Source organism: Halomonas sp. WWR20 (assembly GCF_054602495.1).
Genome location: NZ_JBTRHR010000012.1, coordinates 1 through 19,118 on the forward strand (window position 1 = coordinate 1; position 19,118 = coordinate 19,118).

Below are 19,118 nucleotides of genomic sequence, written 5' to 3' on the forward strand. Positions count from 1 at the left end.
TCGCCCTTCTCGGCGATCACCAGGCCCGGATTGGTGCAGAACTGGCCGGCGCCCATGTTGAGCGAGGCCACGAAGCCCTCGGCCATGGCCTCGCCACGCTCCTTGAGCGCGGCCGGCAACGGGAATACCGGGTTGATCGAGCTCATCTCGGCGTAGACCGGGATCGGCTCCTTGCGTTGCTGGGCGATCTTCATCAGTGCGGTGCCGCCGCTGCGCGAGCCGGTGAAGCCCACCGCCTTGATGCGATGATCGGCGACCAGCGCCGCGCCGACTTCCCGGCCGGAGCCGAACAGCACGGAGAATACGCCTTCCGGCAGGCCGCACTTGGTCACCGCCTTCTGCACCGCGCGGCCGACCAGCTCGGAGGTGCCGGGGTGGGCGGAGTGCGCCTTGACGATCATCGGGCAGCCCGCGGCGAGTGCCGAAGCGGTATCGCCGCCGGCCACGGAGAAGGCCAGCGGGAAGTTGCTGGCGCCGAACACCGCCACAGGGCCCAGCGCGATGTGACGCTGGCGCAGGTCGGCGCGCGGCAGCGGCTGGCGCTCGGGCATCGCCGGGTCGATACGCACGTCGAGCCATTCGCCGGCGCGCACCACGTTGGCGAACAGACGCAGTTGGCCGCAGGTCCGCCCGCGCTCACCTTCGATACGGCCCTGGGGCAGGCCGGTCTCGGCTACGGCACGCTGGATCAGATCGTCGCCGATGGCCTCGATCTCGCTGGCCACGGTTTCGAGAAACATTGCGCGATCCTCGAGCGAGGTCTCGCGGTAGGTATCGAAGGCGTCCCAGGCGAGCTGCGCGGCCCCCTCCACCTCATCGGCGCTGCCACCGGCATAAGCCGGTTCGAGCGGTTCGCCGGTGGCCGGATTGACGGCGTGAATGGCGGCGCTAGTGCCGGGGATGGCCTGCTGGCCGATGAGTAGTTTGCCTTCCAATGTCATGATGTCCTCCTGAGTTTGCTCGGGCCGGAAAGCGGCCCATCGTGGCGAGGATTCGGGGTTGTCAGGATTACGGATACTAGGATTCCTGATACTGCGCATACATGTTTCTGGCGCGGTTGAGATGCTGATACATCATCTCTCGGGCCGCCTCGGCATCCCGGGTCAAGATCGCCTCGAGAATATAGGCATGCTCCTCCTCGACCCGGGCCAGATACTTGTCGGTCGCCGAGGTGTTGATCTCGATGCTCATCAGCTTGGCGCGTGGAATGACGCTCTGGCTCAGTTGTGCGTAGAACGACTTGAAAAAAGGATTATGAGTCGCCGAGGCGATGGCGTAGTGAAATTCATAATCTTCAATACGCGCCTGAGAGCTTTCGGCACGTGCGCGGACGAATGCCTCGTGCTTTTCGTGCAGGATGCGCCGGTCGCCGTCATCATGACGCAGCGCCGCCAGCTCGGCGGTTGCCGGCTCAAGGGTCAAACGCAGTTCCAACCCATGAAGAATGTCTTCAACCGTGGTCGGATTGATTTTCTTGGCCGGCATCGCCTCCACCGTCGAATTGCGAATGACCGTCGTCCCTACACCACGTCGAGTCTCCACCAGGCCAAGCGATTTAAGATGAGCGATCGCCTCGCGAATGACGGTACGGCTCACGCCAAAGGATTCGCATAGACCATTTTCGGTCGGCAGCTTCTGGCCCGCGACGATACTGCCGCTGGTAATCAGGCTCTCCAACTGGTCAGCAACATGCAGTGACAGGCTGCCCGCGTAGGGGAGCCTCTGTACATTGAGCTCTGCCACATTCGCCAGCACATCGGTTTTGCCTGCCATGAGCATTTCCTTACAAAGTTGTCAGCAAATCACGCTAGTTTACCGCACCAGTGCTGGCTTCTTGGGATCGAACGCCCAGTTGGGAATGAGATATTGCATGGCCATGGCATCGTTACGTTGAGTGACGTCCAGGCTCTTGGAGAGAGCATGAGCCTCTTCGAGCTTGCCCATATCCAGTTCCACGCCGAGACCGGGTGCGTCGGGTACGCGCAGCTTGCCGTCACGGATCTGGAACGGCTCTTTGGTGATGCGCTGGCCGTCCTGCCAGATCCAGTGGGTGTCGATAGCGGTGATCTCTCCCGGGCAAGCGGCGGCGACATGGGTCATCATCGCCAACGAGACGTCGAAGTGATTGTTGCTGTGCGAGCCCCAGGTCATGCCCCACTCGTTGCACAGTTCACCCACCATGACGGCGCCCTGCATGGTCCAGAAATGGCAATCGGCCAGCGGGATATCTACCGCATTGAGCTGTACCGCGTACTGCAACTGCTTGAAGTCGGTAGCGATCATGTTGGTCGCCGTCGCCAAGCCGGTGCGCTTCTTGAACTCGGCCATGGTCTCGCGACCGGAGTAGCTCTCTTCCTGACCGCACGGGTCCTCGGCGTAGCTCAACAGGTCGCGAATCGGCGTCAATACGCGCACCGCCTCGTCCAGCGTCCAGGCCCCATTGGGGTCGAGGGTCAGACGCGCTTCGGGAAAGGCCTCATGCAGCGCGCGGATGCAGTCCGCCTCTTCCTCACCGCGCAGGACGCCGCCCTTGAGCTTGAAATCCTTGAAGCCATAGCGCTCATAGGCTGCCTTGGCCAGATTGGCGACGGCCTCCGGCGTGACGGCCTCGCGGTAGCGCACTTCATCCCAGGTATCCTGAGGATTGTTGGACTTGAGATACGGCAAGTCGGTCTTGTCGGGATCGCCAAGCAAAAACAGGTAACCCAGCGCCTCGACCTCGTCGCGCTGACGCCCGAACTGCCCCAGCAGATCGGCGACCGGCATGTTCATGGCCTGGCCGAACAGGTCGAACAGTGCCGACTCGATGGCAGTCAGGACATGCACGCCGACACGCAGGTCGAAGGTCTGGCGCCCCCGCTCTTCGCGGCCGTTGCCTGCCAGCAGCAAACGACAACGGTTGAGGGTACGCTTGACGTCGTTGACGGCCGAACCTTTCACCAGGGTGCGACACTGTTCCAATCCCTTGAGAATGCCTTCGCTGGAAGGAATCTCACCTACCCCCTGGTTGCCGTCATTGTCTTCCAGGATCACCACGCAACGTACAAACCAGGGGGCATGCCCACCGCTCAGGTTGAGGAGGAAACCGTCATAACCGGCAACCGGCACCACACGCATACTTTTAATGGTCGGGAACATGGCTTCATTCCTAATAAGAAAGTTGGCTTCGAAGAGATGACTCAGGTAACGGGCGCCGGGTTGAACAGAACGAGATCGTTGTGCAGGCCCAGGCGATCGGCTGCCGCGAGTTTTTTGCCACTCGCCACATCCAGAATCAGGTGAAACAATTCCCAGCCAACATCCTCGATGCTGGCCTCACCAGTGGCGATGCGCCCCGCATCCAGATCGATGATGTCATGCCAGCGCTGGCTCAGTGCCGAGTTGGTGGCAACCTTTATGACCGGCACCATGGGCAAGCCGTACGGTGTCCCCCGCCCTGTCGTAAAGACCTGGAGGTTCATGCCTGCGGCGAGTTGCAACGTGCCGCAGATGAAATCGCTTGCTGGCGTCGCGGCGAAAGTGAGGCCTCGCTTGCGGATCCGCTCTCCCGGGCCGATGACATCGACGATGGAACTGTTGCCGGACTTGATGATGGAGCCCAGCGCTTTTTCCACGACATTGCTCAAGCCACCGCGCTTGTTGCCCGGCGAGGGATTCGCGCTGCGATCCGCCTGCCCCTGCTCAAGGTAATCGTCGTACCAGGCCATCTGCTCCAGCAGTGCCTGCCCGGTCTCCTTATCTACAGCACGCGGCGTCAGCAAATGAATGGCATCGCGAACCTCCGTCACTTCGGAGAACATCACACTGCCACCGGCACGCACGATCAGGTCGGTCGCGAACCCCACGGCAGGGTTGGCGGTCACACCGGAGAAGGCGTCGCTGCCACCACACTGCATGCCCACGACAAGTTCCGAGGCTGGGCAGGTCTCACGCCGCCGGCGGTTCAGCTTCTCGAGATGGTGCTTTGCCATGGCCAGAATGCCGTCGACCATGTCTTCGAAGCCCGAGAAGCTTTCGTCCTGCAGGCTCAAGATATTCGCCTCGGGATCCGCCGCTTCAGTATTCTCGTAGATCTTTACCGGCTGATCGGATACCAGTGTGGAGGGCTGCAGCTTCTCACAGCCCAGTCCGATGACCATAACCTCACCGCCGAAGTTGGGGTTCAGGGTGATGTTCTTCAGCGTGCGGATCGGAACGATCGCGGCAGGCGCATTGATGGCCACACCACACCCATAGGTGTGGTTGAGCGCCACGACATCGTCGACATTGGGGTAGTGAGGTAGCAGCTCACTCTTGATACGCCGAACCACGTAGTCCGTAGTGCCCGCGACACACTGCACACTGGTCGTAATGCCCAGGACATTCTTGGTGCCTACCGAACCATCGGGATTGCGAAAACCTTCGAAAGTGTATCCTTCGAGCGTCTCCGTTTCCGGTGCGGATCGAGTCGCCAAAGGCATGTCCTGCAGTGCCGGGGCCTGGGGCAGCTTCACGTTATTTTCATTGACGTGACCGCCTCGGGGAATATCGCCCATCGCAGTACCGATGACTTCCCCATAGCGGATAATGGGACTGCCATTGGCGATAGGCGACAGAGCCACCTTATGCCCTTGGGGGATAGCGACCTCGAGAACCGTGCCATCCTGAAGATGCGTGCCCTCAGCCAGGCCACCCCGCTCCACGACGATCGCCACGTTATCCTTGTCATGCACCTTGATGACTCGGTGGCTTGCTTGAATATTATTCATACAATGTTCTCCCCTATATTCATTGCTTCAGCCTCTAATTGCTGTCTAGTTAGAGGAGACCAAATCTTCTTTGCGCTTAGCCCGAACCTTCAGGAAGATCGCGAAAGCCAACGAAAGTGCGATTAACAGCCAGAGGAAGACAGCGATAGGGCTTTTCGTGAAAAAGATGGATAAGTTGCCGTATGACTCGATGCTTTTCACGAAATATATTTCAGCAGACTTGCCAAGAATGAAGCCAATGATCAACGGTACAATTTCAATACCCACCTTGGTGGCGATATAACCAAAAACACCGAAAATCAGTAATGTCCAGACATCGAACATAATTCCGTAATTGATCGCATATGCTCCTACCACACACATCATGACGATGATCGGATAAAGGAGATGCTTGGGCACCTCGATGACCTTGGCGATATATTTAATGGCATAAAACATGATGCCGAACATCAAGAAATTGGCAACGACCAAGGCGGCGATCATGATATACCACGTATCGATATTATCGCCGATGAACAGCGGCCCCACCTGTATTCCTTGCAGAGTGAATGCCCCGATCAGGATTGCCGTTGTCGAGTCCCCAGGAATACCGAGTGACAGCAAGGGAACCAAGGCTCCGCCCGTTAATGCATTATTGGAAGATTCAGATGCCACAAGCCCTTGGGGCGCTCCATTACCCATCTGGGAGGAATCGCGGGAGAAGTTTTTCTCTTGGCTATAGGCCAATACCGAGGCTGCGCTGCCACCCACGCCTGGGAGCATTCCAATAAATGTCCCAATCGAAGAAGAGCGCACTAAATTGACCAGTTGGCCCTTGAAGACACCGAGGGAAAAACGGGATCCTTTGGTTAACTTGATGGTAGGGCTGGCAGCATCCCCCTTGAACCCCTTCTCTGCATCCTGCAGTATCGTGGTTATACCAAAAATACCGATCAGCACCGGCAGCAGCGAGAAGCCGCTGATGAGATAATATTCCATGAAATCGAACATCAACCGGGTTTCGCCATTCCCCCCGTCAGCGATTTCATAGGTTCCGATAAGGCTCAACCAAACACCAAGCACTCCACTAAAAATCCCCATAAGCATATTCTTGGTCAGCGAGGCGATGACGGTCAGCGCCAGGAAGATAATCAGGAACTTTTCGACATATGAGAACTTGATCGCGAAATCGGCAAGTACCGGTGCGAAGTAAAAAAGTACAGCGGCACTAAAGAGCCCACCAAAGAGAGAGGCAACGATACTGATTTTCAGCGCTCGCTCGCCTTCCCCTCTCTTGGCCATGGGGTAACCATCGAAGGTTGTCGTTATCGATGATGGAGTGCCCGGTATGTTCAGGAGCACTGCCGGCACCATCCCGCCGGAGATCCCCCCCACATACAGTCCAAGGAGCAGGGCCAAGCCATTGTTAAGATCTAGCGCATACGTCAAAGGTAGACATACAGCGACCGCCATGGTGGCTGTCATGCCCGGGATCGCCCCGAATATAACCCCTATCAGGGCACCGGCCGCAATCAGCAGGAAAAACATTGGGCTGAGGTCCGACAGAAATTCCATAGTCATTTACTCTGTCATCAAGGTAGTGTGATACGGAACAGCTCGGAAAGCACATACCAAGACAGTCCGGGCGCGATGAGAGCAGTTACTGCAATAATAGTCATGTTGCGTCGGGATCTTTCATCGACATATAACGTCGATAGAGAAAAGATGAACGGCATCGAGACCAAAAGGAATCCATAACCTGTATTGGGGAAGATATTGCCGACCACACCCATGAGATAGAAATAGGCAACGATCAAGGCAATGGTTCCAAAGAAACGTTGCCGGTCGAATCCGTTTTCTTGATAAAAGACTGCACGCCCTGCTTGCCTTAGGCCAGGCATAATTTTCTTGCTGCGGCTCACCAGGATTAAAGCCAGCAACCCCAGCATTAGCCAGGTTATAATCCTTGGAAAGAAAAGATGAGACTGCTCGAAGTTTATAGAAACATCAAACAGTGACAGGAAACCATCTTCCATATGAACCCCACTTATATCTCGTAAAATTGAAGTCTGCTCATCGACAGTGGGTGCATACTCATGAGCCCGGCCAGAAAATCCGGCACGACACAGGACGACCTCTATATCGTGCCGGGCCCTATCATCTAATATTTTCGATGATTTCTTGGTATTGGTCTCGCTTATCCTTCAGGTAAGCTTGCGCCTCTTCCGAAGGCTTGAAATCAGGAATAAAGAAAGATTTTTTCTGCTGCTTTTGGATTTCGCCTTCTGCATATATTTCTTCGAGGGCATTATCGATACAGCTCACAACTTCAGGATCGGTGTTCTTGTTGTACAGGAAGAAGAATTCCTTATCGAAGGTGAAGTTTTTAGAACCGTCCTGGGTCACCGTCACGTTAGGCGCCACATACTGAAGCAGCTCTTCACGTAAAGTCTTACCCAGCCCTTCTTCATTAGTTTGCTGTATGGTTTCATTACGAGCCGTCAGCCAAACGAAGCGCATCGCTTTCTGATCTTCAGCAGGCAGCCTTGTGTATTGCTCATTGGCTTGTACCGTTCCGTTGATGACGTCAGCCATGCCATCGAACAGCAACTGATTCTTGTCCGACTGAGAGCCAGTATTGACTGCGACGACATTGTCTTCCTTACCGGCATGTTCAATTCTTACGGCATTCTTAAGCGCACTGAACCCGATCTCCGACACGCCACCAGGCTGAATGGCCACACGGATGGTCTTGCCTTCACCAGCAGCCGCTATGATGTCTTCAATTGTTTGGTAAGGAGAATCCTTCGGCACCAGATAGGCGTTACCTGGGTTTATCGCCACCGTGGGGCCGACAATATATTTCTCGAAAATATTCTCATAACCTTTCACGCCATAGAGATTTCCCAGATAGGCTTGGTCATGGAAGATCATGACGGTATTGCCCCGCCGACTCCGATCCAGGGCACGAAAGCCTGCCATGGCACCGACAGCATCCACCTTGGCATTGATATCCAGTTTCTCTGCCAAGTGATCGGCTACGATACTTGAGTTCTGGTAGGTGTCACCGCCGGTCGATGTCGATCCGATGACGACTCTCAGATTACCCGGGATGGGACAGTCTGCAGCGAAACTCGCTGTAGAAGCGCTTGCGATCGCGACAGCACAGAAAAGCTTTCGAAAGTGATTTGTCATGATTTTCATAGAGCGTCCTTCTTGGCTTGGCGTTGTAAGGCCTTACTAGTTATCTTTAGAGTCGTTTCATCAATGCCTTTCTGATTGACGTGACCTGCCATAGGAAATCTACGTCGAACCTGCCTTATAAGCTTTTCGCAGTACCGATGAGCTGTTCCAGCAGGCTCCGCTCATCGGCATTCGGCATGGTCAGGGGAGCGCGGACATCACCTCCTGGCCTGCCGATAATGTCAGCACCTTCTTTTATCAAACTCACTGCGTAACCTTTTTTGTTATCACGCAAATTGACGAAGGGAATGAAGAATTCATTGGTGATTTTCTTGACGGTAGCCGAATCGCCCTGGCGCAGCGCCTTGTAGAACGTCACCGCCATCTCCGGCACGAAGTTGAACACCGCCGAAGAATAGGTATTCACGCCAATGGAGAGATACGCTTCGGCGAAGATTTCCGCGGTCGGGACCCCGCCCACGTAGACCAGGCGATCGCCCACGGTCTTGATGATCTTGTTGAGCAGTTGGATGTCACCCTTGCCGTCCTTAAGACCGATCAAGTTGGGGCAGGCATCGGCGAGCTTCTGGACCGCGTCGGCCTCGAGCACGCCGTTGCCGCGGTTGTAATAGATCACATTAATCGAGGTCGAGTCGCAGATCTGGCGCGCATAGTCGACCAGACCATCCTGGGGGCACTCGGTCAGGTAGGGAGGCATCAGCAGGATGCCATCGGCGCCGGCTTCCTCGGCAATCTTGGCGTAAGCCTGTCCGGCGCCGATACTCAGCCCGGCGCTGGCAATGACCGGTAGCTTGCCGCCCACCGTCTCGACGGCCAGGGTGACGACCTCGCGGTATTCATCCAGTGTCAGGTTGAAGAACTCACCTGTTCCCCCTGCAACGAATACCGCTGAAATGTCATGGCTAGCAAACCACTCAAGACGCTTGCGGTAGCTTTCAGGATCGAAATCACCCTTACTGTCGAAGTCCGTGATCGGAAATGAAAGTAGGCCATCCCCGACCGCTTTTACGACATCGCTTCTCGTGAAATTCACTAGTCACTTCCTCTTGCTGAAAGCTGGTAACCGCGCATTACCTGAACGCACCAGAGACCCGTTTAGCCTCACTGAATTTGTAATACATCATACAACATACAAAGTAATGACCTTGTCGAAGTTCGACAATTCGACTTTTGGTCCGGTAGACCAAAGTCGACATAGGGAGAAAGAGCATGGCATGGAAAAGGCCCGGAAACTCCGAGCCATGGGAAGGGAAACAGTAAGGGCGCACCGTCGGTAGCGTTACACGTTCGTGCTCATACCGAACGGCTCAAGACCATCGCCCTCAGGAAGGCCGCCTTTGGCAAAGCATTGGCGTTGGCATGCTTGAAGTCGTCGCCAACTACCCATGACGGAAGGTCTCGCTTCGGCTCAGGAAATATCGGCGGGAGTCTGCCAGTCAACCAGTCGCGCGCAGCCGGCGGCCCAGACGTCAGCCTCCAAAATGGCGACGGTCGCCGTGGCCATCGCACGGCTGCCACGGTGCTCACCATCGGCCAGCCGGCCGACGAGACTGCCTACCAGCGGCATGTGGCTGACCAGTAGCCACGGTGTGCCATCGCCGTGTTCCTGCAGCCAGTCGATTACCGGTTTTACCGGCTCGTCGGGGGTGATGAGAGGTAACGTTTCGATGCGTTTTCCCAACGCCTCGCCCATATGCCGCGCCGTCTGCTGGGCCCGTACAAAGGGACTCGCAGCAATGCACAGTGACCGCCGCGTCGAAACGTCGAGGCGCGAACTCAACCAGAGTGCCATGCGCTCGACCTCTTCTTCCCCCCTAGCAGTCAGGCGGCGCTGGGCGTCGGGAAAGCCGTGCTCCGCCTCACCATGGCGCATGATCAATAACAGCGTCATTCGGGTGCCCCCGCGCCGGGCTCGAGCCGACGGGCCTGGACCACGTCCTCGCGTGACAGGACGAATTCCACATCGCTGCTCTGTTCGTTCTGCATCAGCATCTGCGCCATGCGGCGAGCCGGCACGCCATTGAACAGCACTTGGTAGAGCCCCTCGGCCAGCGGCATGTAGATCTTTTCACGGCGCGCCTTGTCGCACACCAGACTCACCGTATTGACGCCTTCGGCGACCTGTCCGAGGGACTCGACGGCCGTCTCCAGACTCTTGCCCTCGCCCAAGGCAAAACCTACACGGTAGTTGCGCGACAGACTGGACGAGCAGGTAACGATGAGATCCCCCACCCCGGCCAGGCCGATGAAGGTCATGGGATTGGCCCCCAGCGCCACGGCAAAGCGGCTCATCTCGGCCAGTGCCCGGGTCATCAGCATGCTGCGGGTATTTTCGCCCATGCCCAGGGCCGCCGCCATGCCGGCGGCGATGGCATAGATGTTCTTCAGCGCACCGCCCAGCTCCACTCCATAGCGGTCGTTACTGGCGTAAACGCGAAAATAGTCGCAGCCCAGCGCAGTCTGGACGCGGGCGCGGGTCAAGGCATCGTCGCTGGCGACGACCGTGGCGGTCAGTTGTTTCTGTGCGATCTCGGAAGCCAGGTTGGGACCGGACAGCACACCGATATGCGCAAATCCTGTCTCCTCGACAAGAATCTCGCTCATCAGCTTGAAACCTTCGGCCTGAATGCCCTTGGTAGTGCTGACCAGTATCTGACGCTCGTTCAGCCAAGGCAGCGCCTGGCGTACTACCCCAGCGAACGCTTTGGAGGGAATGGCAACAAAGACGAGTTCAGCCCCGTCCAGCACCGCCTGCATGTCGCAGGAAGCGGATACCGAAGGATTCATCGCGTAATCGGGAAGATAACGGCCGTTGCGATGCTCATGGTTGATTTGTGCCACCAGCGCGGGATCTCGCAACCACTGGCGCACCCGCGCCCCATTATCGGCGGCGATGCTGGCGATGGCGGTACCGAAGCTTCCCCCGCCGAGTACCGCAACTTGCAGACGATCCTCAGTCATGCTCGATTCCTAGGTGCCGAATGATAGGATCATTGTAACGAATAACGCCCCTTGACGGGGCGTTGGCAAGTACTTGTCCCCAGCTTCCGAGCCGGTCTGTCCGGCCCGGAGCTGGCGCTCTCTCAATGATTCAATCGATCAACGGTACCAGGGCGTCGATACTGGACTTGGCGTCGCCATAGAGCATCCGTGTATTCTCCTTGAAGAACAGCGGATTCTCGATGCCCGAATAGCCGGTCCCCTGCCCCCGCTTGCTGACGAACACCTGCTTGGCCTCCCAGACCTTGAGTACCGGCATGCCGGCGATAGGGCTATTGGGATCCTCCTGGGCCGCCGGATTGACGATATCGTTGGAGCCGATGACGATCACCACGTCGGTCTCGGCGAAGTCATCGTTGATCTCGTCCATCTCCAGCACGATGTCGTAGGGCACCCGTGCCTCGGCCAGTAGTACGTTCATGTGCCCCGGCAAGCGCCCGGCGACCGGATGAATGCCGAAGCGCACGTTCTTGCCGGCGGCGCGCAGCTTACGGGTAAGCTCACTCACCGCATTCTGCGCCTGCGCCACCGCCATGCCGTAGCCCGGCACGATAATCACGCTATCGGCATCATTCAGCGCACTGGCCACTCCTGCGGTATCGATGGCCACCTGCTCGCCCTCGATCTCCGCGGCCGGCCCCGTGCTGCCGCCGAAGCCGCCCAGAATCACGTTGACGAAATTGCGATTCATCGCCTTGCACATGATGTAAGAGAGAATTGCACCCGAGGAGCCCACCAAGGCACCGGTGACGATCAGCAGATCGTTGGAGAGAGTGAAGCCGATCGCCGCCGCCGCCCAGCCGGAGTAACTGTTGAGCATTGACACCACCACCGGCATGTCGGCCCCGCCGATGCCCATGATCAGGTGATAGCCGATGAAGAACGCCAGCGCCGCCAGCAGCAGCAGCGTCCAGAAGCCGGCGCCGTTGAGATAGGCGATCGCCAGCAACAGCGCCAGCACGGCGGCTGCGGCATTCAGCAAATGCCCTCCCGGCAGCTGGCGTGGCTTGCCGTTGATCTTACCGGCGAGCTTGCCGAAGGCGACCACCGAGCCGGTGAATGTCACTGCACCGATGAACACGCCCAGCACCACTTCGACCTGCAGGAAGGTGAGTTCGGCGGGCGTCTTGTGCGCCACCAGGGCGGCGAAGGCGGAGAACCCCTCGCCGGCGTCCCCTATGAGCTGGGCGGCCAACACGCGGCGGCGCTCCAGATCGGCATTGAATCCTACGAACACCGCGGCCAGCCCCACGAAGGAGTGAAGCGCTGCGACCAGCTGCGGCATCTCGGTCATGTCGACCTTCTTGGCCAGGTAGGCCCCGATCACCGCCCCGATGATCATCATCGGGATCATCCACCAATAGCCGCCGATCCCCGGCCCGAAGGCGGTGAAGAAGACCGCCACCGCCATGCCGACGATGCCGTACCACACCGCACGCTTGGCTTTCTCCTGATTACTCAATCCTCCCAATGAGAGGATGAACAGCACACTTGCCGCAATCGACGCGGCAGATACGAACCCTTGACTCAGCATTTCGTGTCTCCGCCGCTTAGGATTTCTGGAACATGGCCAGCATCCGGCGTGTCACCAGGAAGCCGCCCACGATATTGATGGTGGCGATCAGCACCGAGATCCCCGCCAACAGCCCCACCAGCCAACTGCCGGACCCGATCTGCAGGACCGCCCCCAGCACGATGATTCCGGAGATGGCATTGGTCACCGCCATCAGCGGCGTGTGCAGCGAGTGGCTCACGCCCCAGATCACCTGGAACCCCACGAAACAAGCCAGGGCGAAGACAATGAAGTGCTGCATGAACGACGCCGGCGCCACCTGCCCCAGCAACAGCATCAATGCCCCGCCCACCGCGAGCAGCGTGACCTGGCGCTTGGTCTGGGCCATGAAGGCGGCGTGCTCGGCGGCCTTTTTCTCTTCCGGCGTGGGTTCCTTGACCTTCTCCTTGGGTTTGGCGGAGGCAATGGCCTTCACCTTGGGCGGCGGTGGCGGAAAGGTGATTTCTCCCGCATGGGTCACCGTGGCGCCGCGAATGACATCGTCATCCATGTCATGCACGATCGTGCCATCTTTCTCCGGCGTGAGATCGGTGAGCATGTGGCGGATGTTAGTGGCATAGAGCAGCGAGGACTGAGTGGCCATACGCGAAGGAAAATCGGTATAGCCGACCACGATCACCCCGTTATCGGTGACGACACGCTCATCGGGCACGGTGAGATCGCAGTTGCCGCCCTTCTCGGCGGCCAGGTCGACGATCACCGAGCCGGGCTTCATGGCCTTGACCATGTCCTCGAGCCACAGCTTGGGTGCCGGCTTGCCCGGAATCAGCGCGGTGGTGATGACGATATCCACCTCGGGGGCCTGCTCGCGGAACAGCGCCAACTGCTTCTCGCGGAATTCGGGACTCGATGGTGCCGCATAGCCACCGCTTGCCGAACCGTCCTGGCTGTCCTCGAAATCGAGAAACAGGAATTCGGCGCCCATCGACTCGATCTGCTCGGCCACTTCAGGACGCACGTCGAAGGCTCTTACCACCGCCCCCAGGCTAGTCGCGGTACCGATAGCCGCGAGACCCGCCACCCCTGCACCGACGATCAGCACCTTGGCCGGCGGCACCTTGCCGGCGGCGGTGACCTGGCCGGTAAAGAAGCGCCCGAACTGGTTGCCTGCCTCGATCACCGCGCGGTAGCCGGCGATATTGGCGGTACTCGACAGGGCGTCCATTTTCTGCGCCCGCGAGATGCGCGGCACCATATCCATGGCGATGACACTGGCGCTCTTGGCTCGGCACTGCTCGAGCAATGCCTCGTTCTGAGCCGGCCAGAAGAACGAGATCAGTGTCTGACCTTCACGCAGGCGGCCGGCCTCCTCGTCGGAGGGCTCGCGCACCTTGATGACGACCTCGGCTGCATCCCACAGAGCCTGGGCAGTATCGACAACGGTGACACCCGCCGCCCGATAAGCCTCGTCATTAAAGCCTGCCGCCTCGCCCGCGCCGGACTCCACCAGGCATTCATGCCCCAGTTTCTGGATATGCTGGGCGCTCTCGGGAGTCAGCGCGACGCGCGCCTCGCCCTGCGCCGTCTCCTTGGGTGCTCCGATCCTCACGATAGGTCCCCCTGGCAACGATCCATGTGGCTTAAAGGCGCAACGTTTCGCGCCGACATCATTGTCTTCTGCATCCTATCGCTCCTCGTCTACAAAAAATCGCGGTATTGCGGTGTTCCTATATCCGGCACCTGACTTGGCGACCTGGTCTGACCGACCCAACAGATCGTTGGCAGGACGCGCCCGTGCTCCCATGCGATTCACCATACAAGTAACACGACTGACTATTACAGGAATGAAAGAAAATCATTCTTTTGCTAAAACAGACGAAAGGTCAAGACGAGTTTTATAAAAACTCATTCATAAACAGCATGTTATATTAACCATAACGCTTCGCTTATGACCCAAAAACACGCATAAACTACTGTCAGCTATGGAAAATTCATTGAAAATCACATAAGCATGAAAAGCTTATGACGGTCATAAGCTTATCTTTATGTTAGAGGAAAGACGTATAGGCAAGTGTCCCGAGTGAACCGGTAACAATATAATAAATCGCGGGACATATCCGGGCAGGACATAGATTCACTAACCATTCAATAGGACCTAGGACGGGTCCGTCGGGACGTAGGATTCAGCTTGAAGGACGACAATAACCTTCGCCAGGAAGAGTCGCCACCATCAGGAAAATAATGGCGCCCCGATCAAGCTGGCGCCAAGAACTCAACTGACAAAACAAAGGGACGGGAGAGCGTATCAGGCGGGACTGTCTTCGCTGCTATGGTAGCGAATCAGTGGTGCATTGGTACGCAGTAGCGATAGCAGCACGTCGAAGTAGTCGTCACGGATCGAATAGCTTTCCAGCATCGGGATCAGGTCCGCGGCGTTGACAGGCTTGCCGCCGCTGGCCAGGGTGGCGCGACGTTTACGCATACTCTGATAGGCACGATGAGTATTCAGATTGTGTAGATAGGCCCGCACACTCTCCTGGACCGTCGCGAAGCTCTGGTAGCGACGCGACGAGCCTTGCTGACCGATACCGCAATGCTGACTGAAACAGCGTAGCCCGAACAGGTTGTTGCCTTGGCGGGCGAAGCGCGAGGTTCCCCAGCCCGACTCCTCCACCGCCTGGATGACCACCATCTCGAGAGGCAGGGTATCGACACGCAGTAGTAGCCGGTTATCGACCTTGCCCTCATCGCACTTGAGGTCATAGCGGTCACAAATATTCGCGAGGCGCGTCTGTTCGGTCTCGTCCAAGGCGCCCTTGCGATCACGTAGCGCCAGTAGCCACTGCCGGTCGGCGGCGATCCTGGCATTTTCGGCTTCGACCAGGGGCACGATCAGCTCGAGAAAGGCTGCCTTACGTTGAGGACCGGCGGCAACGCCGCGCAGGTCGGGCAACGCTTCGATCGGATCGATATCGACGAACTCGGGGTCACGTACGGTTTCGGATGAGGGTTCGGCTTGAGCCGTCATCGGAAACGGGGCGAAACTGACGCCGAGACTCAAAATAACGGCGAGGGCAAGCGGTGCACGCCATCGCCGGGCGGGTAGAAAGTGCCGTGGCATCACGACCCCTCCATGCATTGGGATCGGCTAGATTATCAGCTTCGTGAGCGAAAGCTGTAGCATTAAGTTCGCACCAACGAAACGGCCGGCCACAAGGGCCGGCCGGATTCGGTGAGTGCCGTTTGGCCTTAAGCGGTCAGCAGCCCGTTAAGACGCTTGACGTACGCCGCAGGATCTTCAAGGTGGCCACCTTCGGCGATGATCGCCTGATCGAGCAGAATATGTGCAAGATCGGTGAAGGAGGCATCCGGCGCGGATTCGAGCCGCGCCACCAAGGCATGCTCGGGATTGAGCTCAAGAATCGGCTTGACCTCGGGCAGCTTCTGACCTGCCGCCTCCATCAGCCGGCGCATCTGGAAGCCCATCTCATGCTCGGGCAGCACTACGCAGGCCGGGGAATCGGTGAGGCGATGCGTAATCTTGACCTCCTGCACCTCGTCGTCCAGAGCGTCCTTGACGCGCTTGACCAGATCCTCCTTGGCCTTGGCGGTCTCCTCCTGAGCCTTCTTCTCCTCCTCGCCCTCGATATCGCCCAGGTCCAGTTCACCCTTGGCGACATCGACGAAGCCCTTGCCGTCGAACTCGTTGAGATGGCTCATCAGCCATTCGTCGACACGGTCACTGAGCAACAGCACCTCGACGCCCTTCTTGCGGAAGATTTCCAGATGCGGGCTATGGCGTGCCGCATTGAAGCTGTCGGCGACGATATAGTAGATCTTCTGCTGACCTTCCTTCATGCGCCCCACGTAATCGGCCAGCGACTGGTCCTGAACGGCACTGTCGGTGTGAGTCGTGGAGAAGCGCAGCAGTTCGCTGATCTTGTCGCGGTTGGCGAAATCCTCGGCCGGGCCTTCCTTCAGCACGCTACCGAAGGTGTTCCAGAAGGTCTGATACTTCTCCTTGTCCTTGGCCAGCTTCTTGAGCATGTCCAAGGCGCGCTTGGTCAGCGCCGACTTCATCTTGTCGACTTGCGGGTCCTGCTGCAGCAGCTCGCGGGAGACGTTGAGCGACAGGTCCTTGGTATCGACCACCCCTTTGATAAAGCGCAGATACAGCGGCAGGAACTGCTCGGCGTCGTCCATGATGAACACGCGCTGTATATAAAGCTTCAGCCCGCGTGCCCCATCTCGCTCATACAGGTCGAACGGCGCACGGCCGGGGACGAACAGCAGGCTGGTATATTCGAGCTTGCCCTCGACCTTGTTGTGGCTCCAGGCCAGCGGATCGCTGAAGTCATGGGCGACATGCTTGTAGAACGCCGTGTACTCCTCGTCGGTAATCTCCGACTTGGGACGCACCCATAGCGCCTGCGCCTCGTTGACGGTCTCCCAAGTGACGACTTCACTGCCTTCGATTTCGTTACCGTCATCATCCTTGGCGGTTTCGGTCTTGGGCATGCGCACCGGCACTTCGATGTGGTCGGAGTACTTGCGTACCAGCGACTTCAGACGATAATCGTCGGCAAACTCCTTGGCATCACTCTTGAGATGCAGGACGATTTCCGTCCCCCGCTGCGGCTTGTCGACATCCGCCACGGTAAACTCGCCTTCGCCCTTGGAGCGCCATTCCACACCCTCTTCGACAGACAGGCCGGCGCGGCGCGTGCGCACGGTGATTTCGTCGGCGACGATGAAGCCGGAATAGAAACCGACCCCGAACTGACCGATCAGCTTGGCATCCTTCTGCTTCTCGCCGGAGAGCTGCTTGAGGAATTCGGCAGTACCGGAGCGCGCGATGGTGCCCAGATTCTTGACGACTTCCTCGCGGCTCATGCCGATGCCGTTATCACGCAGGGTGACGGTGCCGGCTTCGGCGTCGTGCTCGATCTCGACGCGCAGCTCGCTGTCCCCTTCATAAAGCGCATCATTATCGAGGGCTTCATAGCGCAGCTTGTCGCAGGCATCGGCAGCATTGGAAATCAGCTCGCGCAGGAAGATCTCCCGGTTGGAATACAGGGAGTGAATCATCAAGTGCAATAGCTGTTTGACTTCGGTCTGAAACCCCAGAGTCTCTTCATGGGTGGCGGTGGTCATTTAGCGGGCCCCTCATGCTGTGTCGGAATTGACGATGCCCTCCGATATGGGGCCCGCGGTTGAGATTTCAAGCGTTTGGCTGGGGTTAGATCGCATCGAGTACAAAATGCATGCGTGCCGTCGCGACCAGCGTCTCCTCTTCCCCCTGCCAGGCTCGAACACGCACGTTGGCCATGCGGCTACCCTCACGCAACAACTCGCAGCGAGCATGGGTGGGCACTTGCCGCGCCGGACGCAGATAGTCGATGGAGAAATCGATGATCCTGGGCAGGCGGGCCGTCTTCACGGCGAGCATGGCATCCAAGGTGGCAGCAGTTTCCATGAAGGCCGCCACCACGCCACCATGCACGGCCTGCAGCAGGACGTTACCGACATTATGATCGTTGGGCGCCAGGGTGAAGCACCACCCTCGGGCATCATGGACGGCGCTGACGCCGATACGCCGGGCATATGGCATATCCGCCAGTACCGCTTCGAGATTGCGCGCCTGGCGCATCTCCAGCAGCCAATCCTGCATGCTGGTCGGTTCCTGCATGTTCACCTCCCCGACCCTGAAGCGCCGTCGCCGAACAATGCTGCGGCAAAGCCGGGCGGCGTGTTGCGCTCGCCCAGGCGCACGAAATTTCCCACGCCACGGGCGACCGGACGTCCTTCATCCTGCCACAACGTGCCCTCGGTGAAGACCATCGAGGTCGTGACATGCACGACTCGCGCCTCACCGAAGAGATCATGCCCATGGACGGCCGGGCGAAAGTGGTCGACCCGCAGATCCAGCGTCGGGCACACCTCCGGCGTTGGCAGGCCACACAGCACGGCACTACCGCACAGCGTGTCCAGCAGCATCGACAACACGCCACCATGCACTAGCCCGCGCCGGGAATCGCCCTGCAGATCATCGTGCCAGGGCAGCCGCATGTGCACCATGGGAGGCGCGACTTCAATCACCTCAAGCCCAAGCTCACGGGTATGCGGTATGACCTGAACGAACCGGGACAGAGCCTGACGCCATGCGTCAGGCGTGCGAGCATTCGTCGCACAGGAAACGTCAGTCATTTCGAACTCTCGTTTTAAACTCACGTTCACAATAGGCCGGCAACCCGCCGGACACAACCAGGGCTTAAAGCTGAATCACGTACCGTCCTCCACCTCGGGAGGCGTGTCGATACCCTTCCAACGACGATAATCGGTCAGCGCATTATCTACCCGGGTCAGCAGCCAGCCCACGATAAACACATCGTCCACAAGCCCCAGCAGCAACAGCACATCGGGAATCAGGTCGAAAGGCAAGACCAAGTAGCTCAACGACGCCAGCATCCAGAAAAAGGCGGCCCAGGGTACCGGACGATAACGTCCACTCAGCACATCGCGGCTCATCGGTATAAATACCCGCAGCGCTCGGCTGATTTTCATCAACGCTCCCCCGCGCCGCTTCAGACGCGACCACACGCCCCATAGACGAAATAACTTCATGATGACAACACTCCTTTACGACATAACGGGAACGGGTTTACGCCAAGCTA

At 58.2% G+C, this 19,118-nt stretch carries 17 protein-coding genes; all 17 read right to left on the reverse strand.

Annotated features, from left to right (window positions below; translation table 11 throughout):
* Positions 1–941 (reverse strand): aldehyde dehydrogenase family protein (locus tag ACW4DH_RS17225; RefSeq protein WP_459637635.1); only part of this gene is annotated, 941 nt, incomplete at its 3' end.
* A 76-nt stretch (positions 942–1,017) separates the two neighbouring features.
* Positions 1,018–1,773: a FadR/GntR family transcriptional regulator gene (locus ACW4DH_RS17230; protein WP_459637636.1), complete on the reverse strand. Its 756-nt coding sequence runs from the start codon at positions 1,771–1,773 to the stop codon at positions 1,018–1,020.
* Between the two features lie 39 nt (positions 1,774–1,812).
* The gene (locus ACW4DH_RS17235; RefSeq protein ID WP_459637637.1) at positions 1,813–3,138 is read right to left on the reverse strand and encodes an enolase C-terminal domain-like protein; all 1,326 of its coding nucleotides are present in this window, start codon (positions 3,136–3,138) and stop codon (positions 1,813–1,815) included.
* 41 nt (positions 3,139–3,179) lie between these two features.
* Positions 3,180–4,748, reverse strand: coding sequence for a galactarate dehydratase (gene garD, locus ACW4DH_RS17240; protein ID WP_459637638.1), 1,569 nt, complete (start codon positions 4,746–4,748; stop codon positions 3,180–3,182).
* Positions 4,749–4,793: 45 nt separating this feature from the next.
* Positions 4,794–6,308 (reverse strand): tripartite tricarboxylate transporter permease, encoded by a 1,515-nt coding sequence (locus ACW4DH_RS17245; protein WP_459637639.1) that lies wholly within the window; start codon positions 6,306–6,308, stop codon positions 4,794–4,796.
* 11 nt (positions 6,309–6,319) lie between these two features.
* On the reverse strand, positions 6,320–6,763 hold the full coding sequence (locus tag ACW4DH_RS17250; RefSeq protein WP_459637640.1) for a tripartite tricarboxylate transporter TctB family protein: 444 nt from the start codon (positions 6,761–6,763) through the stop codon (positions 6,320–6,322).
* Between the two features lie 121 nt (positions 6,764–6,884).
* Entirely contained in the window at positions 6,885–7,931 is a 1,047-nt protein-coding gene (locus tag ACW4DH_RS17255) for a type 2 periplasmic-binding domain-containing protein (RefSeq protein ID WP_459637641.1), read from the reverse strand.
* 115 nt (positions 7,932–8,046) lie between these two features.
* A complete protein-coding gene (kdgD, locus tag ACW4DH_RS17260; protein ID WP_459637642.1) occupies positions 8,047–8,964 on the reverse strand; it encodes a 5-dehydro-4-deoxyglucarate dehydratase in 918 nt (305 codons plus the stop codon).
* A 375-nt stretch (positions 8,965–9,339) separates the two neighbouring features.
* Positions 9,340–9,822 (reverse strand): phosphohistidine phosphatase SixA, encoded by a 483-nt coding sequence (gene sixA, locus ACW4DH_RS17265; protein WP_459637643.1) that lies wholly within the window; start codon positions 9,820–9,822, stop codon positions 9,340–9,342.
* On the reverse strand, positions 9,819–10,892 hold the full coding sequence (locus tag ACW4DH_RS17270; RefSeq protein WP_459637644.1) for an NAD(P)H-dependent glycerol-3-phosphate dehydrogenase: 1,074 nt from the start codon (positions 10,890–10,892) through the stop codon (positions 9,819–9,821). Before ACW4DH_RS17270 ends, sixA begins: the two co-directional genes overlap by 4 nt.
* Before the next feature lie 130 nt (positions 10,893–11,022).
* The gene (locus tag ACW4DH_RS17275) at positions 11,023–12,465 is read right to left on the reverse strand and encodes an NAD(P)(+) transhydrogenase (Re/Si-specific) subunit beta (protein WP_459637645.1); all 1,443 of its coding nucleotides are present in this window, start codon (positions 12,463–12,465) and stop codon (positions 11,023–11,025) included.
* 16 nt (positions 12,466–12,481) lie between these two features.
* Entirely contained in the window at positions 12,482–14,053 is a 1,572-nt protein-coding gene (locus ACW4DH_RS17280) for a Re/Si-specific NAD(P)(+) transhydrogenase subunit alpha (protein WP_459637646.1), read from the reverse strand.
* A 696-nt stretch (positions 14,054–14,749) separates the two neighbouring features.
* The gene (locus ACW4DH_RS17285) at positions 14,750–15,565 is read right to left on the reverse strand and encodes a protein bax (protein WP_459637647.1); all 816 of its coding nucleotides are present in this window, start codon (positions 15,563–15,565) and stop codon (positions 14,750–14,752) included.
* Positions 15,566–15,693: 128 nt separating this feature from the next.
* Positions 15,694–17,598, reverse strand: coding sequence for a molecular chaperone HtpG (gene htpG / locus ACW4DH_RS17290; RefSeq protein WP_459637648.1), 1,905 nt, complete (start codon positions 17,596–17,598; stop codon positions 15,694–15,696).
* An 85-nt stretch (positions 17,599–17,683) separates the two neighbouring features.
* Positions 17,684–18,133, reverse strand: a complete 450-nt coding sequence (locus ACW4DH_RS17295) for a PaaI family thioesterase (protein WP_459637649.1) — start codon at positions 18,131–18,133, stop codon at positions 17,684–17,686.
* Between the two features lie 2 nt (positions 18,134–18,135).
* Positions 18,136–18,651 (reverse strand): PaaI family thioesterase, encoded by a 516-nt coding sequence (locus ACW4DH_RS17300; RefSeq protein ID WP_459637650.1) that lies wholly within the window; start codon positions 18,649–18,651, stop codon positions 18,136–18,138.
* 75 nt (positions 18,652–18,726) lie between these two features.
* Positions 18,727–19,068: a YkvA family protein gene (locus ACW4DH_RS17305; protein ID WP_459637651.1), complete on the reverse strand. Its 342-nt coding sequence runs from the start codon at positions 19,066–19,068 to the stop codon at positions 18,727–18,729.
* Positions 19,069–19,118: the final 50 nt, after the last annotated feature.